Origin of the sequence: Streptomyces hirsutus (assembly GCF_001418415.1) — a bacterium.
GTDB lineage: Bacteria > Actinomycetota > Actinomycetes > Streptomycetales > Streptomycetaceae > Streptomyces > Streptomyces hirsutus.
Window position 1 is genome coordinate 1 of sequence record NZ_LIQT01000264.1, and the last position, 8,417, is coordinate 8,417.

The 8,417-nt window shown below is 70.2% G+C and carries 7 protein-coding genes and 1 pseudogene; 6 read left to right on the forward strand and 2 right to left on the reverse strand.

Going from position 1 to position 8,417, the window contains the following annotated elements; translation table 11 throughout:
* Positions 1-827 (forward strand): peptide chain release factor 2 (gene prfB, locus AOK11_RS20115; protein ID WP_055595113.1); only part of this gene is annotated, 827 nt, incomplete at its 5' end.
* Between the two features lie 308 nt (positions 828-1,135).
* Positions 1,136-1,795, forward strand: a complete 660-nt coding sequence (locus AOK11_RS20120; protein ID WP_055595114.1) for an LPXTG cell wall anchor domain-containing protein — start codon at positions 1,136-1,138, stop codon at positions 1,793-1,795.
* 183 nt (positions 1,796-1,978) lie between these two features.
* On the opposite strand, the gene AOK11_RS20125 is transcribed toward AOK11_RS20120, so the two are convergent.
* Positions 1,979-2,170 carry a hypothetical protein gene (locus AOK11_RS20125; RefSeq protein WP_055595115.1) on the reverse strand — a complete coding sequence of 64 codons (192 nt, stop codon included), beginning with the start codon at positions 2,168-2,170 and terminating at the stop codon, positions 1,979-1,981.
* A gap of 231 nt (positions 2,171-2,401) precedes the next feature.
* Here AOK11_RS20125 and ftsE point away from each other — a divergent pair, with 231 nt between their 5' ends.
* From ftsE to betT, 4 genes are all read left to right on the forward strand, one after another.
* A complete protein-coding gene (gene ftsE / locus AOK11_RS20130) occupies positions 2,402-3,091 on the forward strand; it encodes a cell division ATP-binding protein FtsE (RefSeq protein ID WP_055595116.1) in 690 nt (229 codons plus the stop codon).
* A 29-nt stretch (positions 3,092-3,120) separates the two neighbouring features.
* Positions 3,121-4,038 (forward strand): permease-like cell division protein FtsX, encoded by a 918-nt coding sequence (ftsX, locus tag AOK11_RS20135; protein ID WP_055595117.1) that lies wholly within the window; start codon positions 3,121-3,123, stop codon positions 4,036-4,038.
* Between the two features lie 67 nt (positions 4,039-4,105).
* The gene (locus AOK11_RS20140) at positions 4,106-5,269 is read left to right on the forward strand and encodes a S41 family peptidase (RefSeq protein WP_167353815.1); all 1,164 of its coding nucleotides are present in this window, start codon (positions 4,106-4,108) and stop codon (positions 5,267-5,269) included.
* A gap of 472 nt (positions 5,270-5,741) precedes the next feature.
* A complete protein-coding gene (gene betT, locus AOK11_RS20145) occupies positions 5,742-8,018 on the forward strand; it encodes a choline BCCT transporter BetT (protein WP_055595119.1) in 2,277 nt (758 codons plus the stop codon).
* 212 nt (positions 8,019-8,230) lie between these two features.
* Here the strand turns inward: betT and AOK11_RS45155 are convergent.
* Positions 8,231-8,417 (reverse strand): annotated as a pseudogene (locus AOK11_RS45155) (Fpg/Nei family DNA glycosylase); the annotation flags it as partial.

Genomic DNA, 8,417 nt, shown 5'->3' on the forward strand with positions numbered 1-8,417 from the left:
CCCGCGCGGAGGCCGAGTCCGAGCTGACCAAGGTCCGCAAGGCGCTCGACGAGATGGAAGTCCGCACCCTCCTGTCCGGCGAGTACGACGCGCGTGAGGCGCTCGTCAACATCCGCGCGGAGGCCGGCGGCGTCGACGCCGCCGACTTCGCGGAGAAGCTCCAGCGCATGTACCTGCGCTGGGCCGAGCAGCACGGCTACAAGACCGAGATCTACGAGACGTCGTACGCGGAGGAGGCCGGCATCAAGTCGACCACCTTCGCCGTGCAGGCGCCGTACGCCTACGGCACCCTCTCGGTCGAGCAGGGCACCCACCGGCTGGTGCGCATCTCGCCCTTCGACAACCAGGGCCGGCGCCAGACCTCGTTCGCGGGCGTCGAGGTGCTGCCCGTCGTCGAGCAGACCGACCACATCGAGATCGACGAGTCCGAGCTGCGGGTGGACGTGTACCGGTCGTCCGGTCCCGGCGGCCAGGGCGTGAACACCACCGACTCCGCGGTGCGGCTCACCCACCTCCCCACCGGCATCGTGGTCTCCTGCCAGAACGAGCGCTCGCAGATCCAGAACAAGGCCACCGCGATGAACGTCCTCCAGGCCAAGCTGCTGGAGCGGCGCCGCCAGGAGGAGCAGGCCAAGATGAACGCCCTCAAGGGCGACGGCGGCAACTCCTGGGGCAACCAGATGCGTTCGTACGTGCTGCACCCCTACCAGATGGTCAAGGACCTGCGCACGGAGCAGGAGGTCGGCAACCCCGAGTCCGTGTTCAACGGTGAGATCGACGGCTTCCTGGAGGCCGGAATTCGCTGGCGCAAGCAGCGGGAGAAGTAACCCCGCGCGCGAACAGCGCTTTGTCGACAAGGCAACTGCCGCCCCAGGGGCGGCAGTTGCCTTTTGTGCGTCGGGGATGTCGGGCTTTTACGTCACAATCACAGCTTCCACTCTCGGCAAAGCGCGCTTACGCGGACATCGCGTACGCAACGGCCTTGACGTTCATTTGAAAAATGGGAAAGGTGAGGCTCGGCATGCGTATCTCTGGGGCGCATGTGAACCGGGGGGCTTGCCATCGCAGTCGGCCCTGTTGATCACCGCCCCGAGCGCCGCCTCACTGACGATGAGCTACTGGGGGTAGCAACCACATGACCAAGAAGACGCGCGTCCGTGTCGCACGGATCGCGGCCGGCGCCGTGATCGCGGCCGGCGCCTCGCTGACCGCCGCCGGCGCGGCCTCCGCCCTCGACATAGGCGTGAGCGCCGGTGTCGGGGGCGAGGGTGCCAACGTCGGCGTCAGCCTGAAGGCCGGTGACGAGGACCCGACCGGCGAGCCGGAGGAGCCGACGGACCCGCCGACCACCATTCCGGAGGAGCCGGAGGAGCCGACCGACCCCGAGGTGCCCACCGACCCCGAGGTGCCGACGGACCCGGAGGTGCCCACCGACCCCGAGGTGCCCACCGACCCGGAGGAGCCCACGGAGCCCGAGGTGCCCACCGACCCGACGGAGCCCACCGAGAACCCGACCACCCCGGGTGGCGGCACCGGCGGCGGTAACGGCGGCGGTGGCGGCAACGCCCCGGCCGGCGGCGCCGGTGCCTCCGTCCAGGAGGAGGGCTCCTCGGCCCTCACCGACACGGGTGACGCGCCCGCCCCGTCGGCCCAGGGCAACGGCAAGGAGCTCGCCGAGACCGGTGCCGCCGAGATGACCTTCCTGGTGATCGGCGCCGCCACGATGATCGCCGGTGGCATCGGCTTCCGTGTGCTGCCGCGCCTCATGGGCAACCGCGGGGCCGCTGCCGCCTGACGGTGACGGCGCGCGTACGGACCGTACGCACGGCAGGAGACAGGTCGAGGGGCCCGGAGCAGTGCATGTGCTCCGGGCCCCTCGAGCGTCCCTGTCCTGTCCGTTCCGTGCGGGAGCCGTGCCGTACGGGCCCTGTGGCCCGGGTGCCCCGTGGGTCCGGCTGTCCGGTGCCGCTCCGCTGCGTCAGACGGTCTGGTGGGCGAGCAGCACCACTGCCGCGACCAGCACCACCAGCAGCGCGATCAGCGCCGTCGGGTTCAGACCCGTGAAGAAGTTCACCTGCTGCAGCCGCTCACGGTTCGCACGGCACACCGGGCACCGGCCCTCGCTCACGGGTGCGGCGCAGTTGGCGCACACCAGCCGGTCGTACGTCATGCGCTCGCCCTCCTCGCACCGGTTCCAGTCAGTACAACGCCCACGACCACGCGAACGTTCCTCCTACCACTGTGCCAGGTTCCGCGGCAATCGGCGCGGCCCTCCGTGTGCCGTCCCGCACATCCGGTATATAGCGCGCAAGTGTTACGCAACCCGGGCCGGTGACTGCGGGCGGCCTTCCGATTCGCGTAAGGTCACGCACATCTACCCCCGGCGACCCGTGGTGCACCCGTGATCCGATTCGACAACGTCTCCAAGGCCTACCCCAAACAGAACCGTCCAGCCCTCCGGGATGTCTCCCTGGAGGTCGAGAAGGGCGAGTTCGTGTTCCTCGTGGGGTCCTCGGGCTCCGGCAAGTCCACCTTCCTGCGGCTGATCCTCCGCGAGGAGCGGGCCAGCCACGGGCAGGTGCACGTCCTGGGCAAGGACCTCGCGCGCGTCTCCAACTGGAAGGTGCCGCAGGTCCGGCGCCAACTGGGGACGGTGTTCCAGGACTTCCGTCTGCTGCCCAACAAGACCGTCGCCGAGAACGTCGCCTTCGCGCAGGAGGTCATCGGCAAGTCCCGCGGCGAGATCCGCAAGTCCGTGCCGCAGGTGCTCGACCTCGTGGGGCTCGGCGGCAAGGAGGACCGGAGGCCCGGTGAGCTCTCCGGCGGTGAGCAGCAGCGCGTCGCCATCGCGCGGGCCTTCGTCAACCGGCCCAAGCTGCTCATCTGCGACGAGCCCACCGGCAACCTCGACCCGCAGACCTCGGTGGGCATCATGAAGCTGCTCGACCGGATCAACCGGACGGGCACCACCGTGGTGATGGCGACGCACGACCAGAACATCGTGGACCAGATGCGCAAGCGCGTCATCGAGCTGGAGAAGGGCCGCCTCGTCCGGGACCAGGCACGCGGCGTCTACGGCTACCAGCACTGACGAGGAACGGAAAGGCTTAACCCCACGCCATGCGCGCCCAGTTCGTTCTGTCGGAGATCGGTGTCGGTCTCCGCCGCAATCTGACGATGACCTTCGCCGTCGTCGTCTCCGTCGCCCTGTCGCTCACCCTGTTCGGTGCCTCGCTCCTGCTGAGCGACCAGGTCACCAGCATGAAGGGCTACTGGTACGACAAGGTCAACGTCTCCGTCTTCCTGTGCAACAAGAGTGACGCCGCGTCCGACCCCAACTGCGCCAAGGGAGCGGTGACCGAGGACCAGAAGGGGCAGATCAAGAGCGACCTGGAGAAGATGACGGTCGTCGACTCGATCACCTACGAGTCCCAGGACGCGGCGTACAAGCACTACAAGGAGCAGTTCGGCGACTCCCCGCTGGCCAGTTCCCTCACGCCGGACCAGATGCAGGAGTCGTACCGGATCAAGCTCAAGGACCCGGAGAAGTACCAGGTCGTCGCGACCGCCTTCGACGGGCGTGACGGGGTGCAGTCCGTGCAGGACCAGAAGGGCATCCTGGACAACCTCTTCGGGCTGCTGGAGGGCATGAACCTGGCCGCCCTCGCGGTGATGGCGCTGATGCTGATCGTCGCCCTGATGCTGATCGTCAACACGGTGCGCGTCTCGGCGTTCAGCCGTCGGCGTGAGACCGGGATCATGCGGCTGGTCGGTGCCTCGGGCTTCTACATCCAGGCGCCGTTCATCGCCGAGGCCGCCGTCGCCGGACTCATCGGCGGCGCCCTCGCCTGCGGATTCCTGCTGGTCGGCCGGTACTTCATCATCGACGCCGGACTGGCGCTGTCGGAGAAGCTGAACCTGATCAGCTTCATCGGCTGGGACGCGGTGCTGACGAAGCTTCCGCTGATTCTCGCCACCAGTCTCCTGATGCCGGCCCTGGCCGCTTTCTTCGCGCTGCGCAAGTATCTGAAGGTGTGACTCTTGCCAAGAGGGGCGTACGGTCAACGGGCCGTGCGCCCCTTCGTGTTGTCCTAGACTCACCGGCATGTCAGGTCGTGCCCTGTTCTGCGAGCCCCGTCGGATCCGCCGAGGAGGCGCCCTGACCTTGGTGTTCACCGGCGTACTCGTAGCCGGCGCGGTCACCGGCAGCCTGCCCGGGCCGACCGACCGGCAGCCCGCCGCGGGCAGTACCCAGGCGGCCGCCCCCGTCGGCCGCCACGCAAAGGTCGCCGAGGCGGCCGAGGCGGCCATGGCCGCCGGCGCGTCCCCCGTGGAGGCCGCGCAGCGCGCCGTCAGCCGCAGCGGGGACCGGTGGGGCGCCGTCTACTCTCCGGACGAGTACGAGGAGTTCACGGACGCCCTCGACGGCAGGTACACCGGCGTGGGCCTGTGGGCCCGGGAACGGTCCGGCCGCATCGAGGTGACCGGGGTGGGCAGCGACACCCCCGCCGCCGACGCCGGTATCCGCGCGGGCGACCGGCTGCGCAGCGTCGACGGCGCGACGGTCGACGGGAGGCCCGTCACCGAGGTCGTCTCCTTACTGCGCGGTGACGACACCGACGAATCCGCCGGCACCACCGTCCGCCTCGGCCTGGAGCGCGGCACGCGCACCTGGAGCGAGACCCTGCGCCGGGCCCGGCTCTCCCGCGACGCCGTCACCGTCGACGGACTCCCCGGCGGGATCACCGTCGTCAAGGTCGCCGCCTTCACCAAGGGCTCCGGCGACGAGGTCCGGGACGCCGTGCGGAAGGCCCCGGCCGACGCGGGCATCGTCCTCGACCTGCGCGGCAACGCCGGCGGACTGGTCGCCGAGGCGGTCACCGCGGCCTCCGCCTTCCTCGACGGCGGCCTGGTCGCCACGTACGACGTCGAGGGCGAGCAGCGCGCCCTGCACGCCGAACCCGGCGGCGACACCGTCAGACCCCTGGTCGCGCTCGTCGACGGCGGGACGATGAGCGCGGCCGAACTGCTCACCGGCGCTCTCCAGGACCGCGGACGGGCGGTCGTCGTGGGCTCCCGCACCTTCGGCAAGGGCGCGGTGCAGATGCCCGGCAGGCTGCCCGACGGCTCGGTCGCCGAACTGACCGTGGGCCACTACCGCACCCCGTCCGGCCGGGGCGTCGACGGCCAGGGCATCACCCCCGACCTGGAGGCCGAGGAGCAGGCGCTCCAGCAGGTGGGCACGGTCCTCGCCGGCCTCGGCCGCTAAGGCCTGTCCGGCAAACCCCCGCCTGTTCGGCGACGCCCGGCATGCACTCCCCCGAGCTCTTCGAGCAGGGGCCCCAGCCGCGTTCCCGGAGCGTCCGCGTGGCACCCCGCTCTCGGATCCGCTCGAGCGGGGGACCCCGTCGAGGGCGCTCCGACGCCCTGCGATCACACGCTTTCCCCAAGTTCTCGGCTTCGCTCGAACAGGGCTCATGACGCCGCTGAGCCCGCCCTCCGGGCGGACGACGGGCACGTGGCAGACAGGCTCTGGAGGGCCACGCGCGGCGCCCTGGTCCCCTGCCCCGCGAACCGCCATCCGGGGGGCATATCCGGCATTGGGACTACCATGGCCGGGCAGGACGCACGACAGAGTACCCACCATGCACAGCCTCCCCCCATCGCTTCGGGATCGAGGCCGCGGACCTCTGCTCACGCTGACGCCCGCCCGAACTCGTCGCCGACAGGAGGAGGAACGCATGCCTGAAACCACCGATATGTCCCGACCCGGGGGCGAGCCGCCGAAGGCCCCGATCGAGCGCCGCCACCTCGGCGGCACCGAACGGCGGCGCCCCGGCCAGGAGGCCGAGAGCCGTCCTCCCGTCTCCCGTCAGGAACTCAGCAAGGCCCCCGCGGAACTCATCGAGGAGCCCGGCCCCAGGGTCAACTGGCGCGTCTTCGTCATCTCCTCGGCCGTCATCGTCGCCTTCTCCCTCTGGGCCATGTTCGCGCCCGGGCACGCCGCCGGCACCATGCGGGCCATGGTGGCCTGGATCGCGGAGAACCTCGGCTGGTTCTACGTCCTGACCGTCACCGTGGTGATCGTGTTCGTTCTCTGGGTCGCGCTGTCCAAGCAGGGCTCCGTCCGGCTCGGCCCCGACCACTCCCGGCCGCAGTACAAGCTCTTCACCTGGGTGGCCATGCTGTTCGCCGCCGGTGTGGGCATCGACATGCTCTTCTACTCCGTCACCGGGCCCATCAGCCAGTACATGGCTCCGCCGGCGGGCGAGGGCCAGACAGCCGCGGCCGCCCAGGACGCCGTGGTCTGGACCATGTTCCACTACGGCGTGGCCGGCTGGGCCATGTACTCGCTGCTCGGCATGGCCATGGGCTACTTCGCCTACCGCTGGGGCATGCCGCTGTCCATCCGGGCCGCCCTGTACCCCCTGCTCGGCAAGCGCGTCCGCGGCGGGATCGGCGACACCATCGACATCGTCACCCTGGTCGGCACCGTCTTCGGCGTCGCCACCTCCATGGGCATCGGCGTCGTGCTGCTGAACGTCGGCTTCGCCTGGCTGTTCGGCCTCCCGGAGGGCCTGGCCCTGCAGATCGCGCTGGTGATCGTGGCCGTGATCATGACCATCGCCGCCTGCACCTCGGGCATGGACAAGGGGATCCGGCTGATCTCCGAGCTGAACATCTGGGGCGCGGCGGCCATGCTGCTCTACATCCTGGTGACCGGAGAGTCTGCGTTCCTGCTTAACGCGCTGGTGGAGAACATCGGCCGGTTCGTCTTCTCGCTGCCGGACCGGACCCTGCAGACCTTCGCCTACCAGGAGGGGGGCTCCGAGTGGATGGCCGGCTGGACCCTGTTCTTCTGGGCGTTCTGGCTGGCCTGGGGCCCGTTCGTGGGCCTGTTCCTCGCCCGCATCTCCCGCGGCCGGACGCTGCGCGAGTTCGTCATCGCCGCCATCACCGCCCCGGTGCTCTGCGACTTCCTGATCGTGAGCGTCTTCGGCAACAGCGCCATGCACCAGGTCCTGAACGGGAACACGGAGTTCGCCCAGCAGGCCATGGACAGCCCGGAGAAGGGCTGGTTCGCGCTGCTGGAGATGTTCCCCGGCGCCGCCTTCCTGATCGGCCTCGGCACGCTGTCCGGATTGCTGTTCTACCTCACCAGCGCCAACTCCGGCGCCATGGTGATGTCCAACTTCTCCTCCTCGATCCCCAAACCGTCACAGGACGGGGCGAAGTGGCTGCGCGTCTTCTGGGCGGTTCTCACCGCGGTGCTGACCATCGCGATGCTGGTGGCCGGCGGGGTCACCACCATGGAGTACGCGACGCTCATCTTCGCCCTGCCGGTGACGGTCATCGCCTGGCTGGTGATGGCCTCCTTCTCCAAGGCCCTGCGCATGGAGCGGGCCGAACGCGAGGGCCGGGTCCTGCGCCGGCAGTCGACGGCGGCGCACGGCGGCTACGTGCCCGAGCGCACCTGGCGCCAGCGGCTGGAGCGGATGCGCTCCTACCCCTCGAAGAAGCAGGTGGCCCAGTTCATGGAGCGCACCGTGCAGCCGGCGCTGGCCGACGTGGTCCGCGAATTCGGGAAGCAGGGCTACCAGGCCACGCTGGACCTGGTCCCGAACGAGCTCACCGGCATCTCCAGTCACGCGCTGGGGGTCATGATTCCCGAACACCGCGACTTCCACTACCAGGTGCAGGCCCTCGAGGCCCCGGTGCCGATGTTCGGCGGACGCATGTCCCGCCAGACGGACGTGTACTACCGGGTCGAGGTGTTCACCCAGACCGGCTCCGAGGGCTACGACCTCATGGGCCTGTCCCACCAGCAGGTGATCGACGACGTCCTGGACCGCTACGAGGCGCACCTGGGCTTCCTCGCCTACTCCACCGAGCACGACTACGCCTCGGTGCTCACTCCGCCGAGCATGACCGCCACAGGCGCCATCCCGGTGGTGGAGCCCGCGAAGCCGCAGGACGACGCCAGCATGGACACGGCGGGCAGCGGGCCGAAGGCGTAGGCGCCGTTCCAGCGGCCGCCGGTGCCCGCGCCGCCCGCTGCGCGGCCCCACCGCTTCGCCGGGCCGTCACTTCCCGGCGCCGGCACTCGGGAACGCCGTCCGTGGAACGCCTCCGTGAAACGCGCGTTCCCCCGCGGGGACACCGTCGAGTTCACGGACGGCGTCGGGCCGGGGGCGGCTGGGGCCAGGGGCTCGGGCTCCCGGCGGGTTCGCTCGGGGAACTTCGAGGTCCCCCGGTCCGCCGGAGGCTTCCCGCCGGTCCGGCAGGCGGGCGGTACTGGAGCGAGGAGCCCGCGAAGGACACCTCCTCCCGGACGGTGTCCCCGCAGACGGGGCATGCCTCGCCGGTGCGGCCGTGCACGTACATCGCCCCGCGTTCGGAGTCCTTCAGCCCGTCGG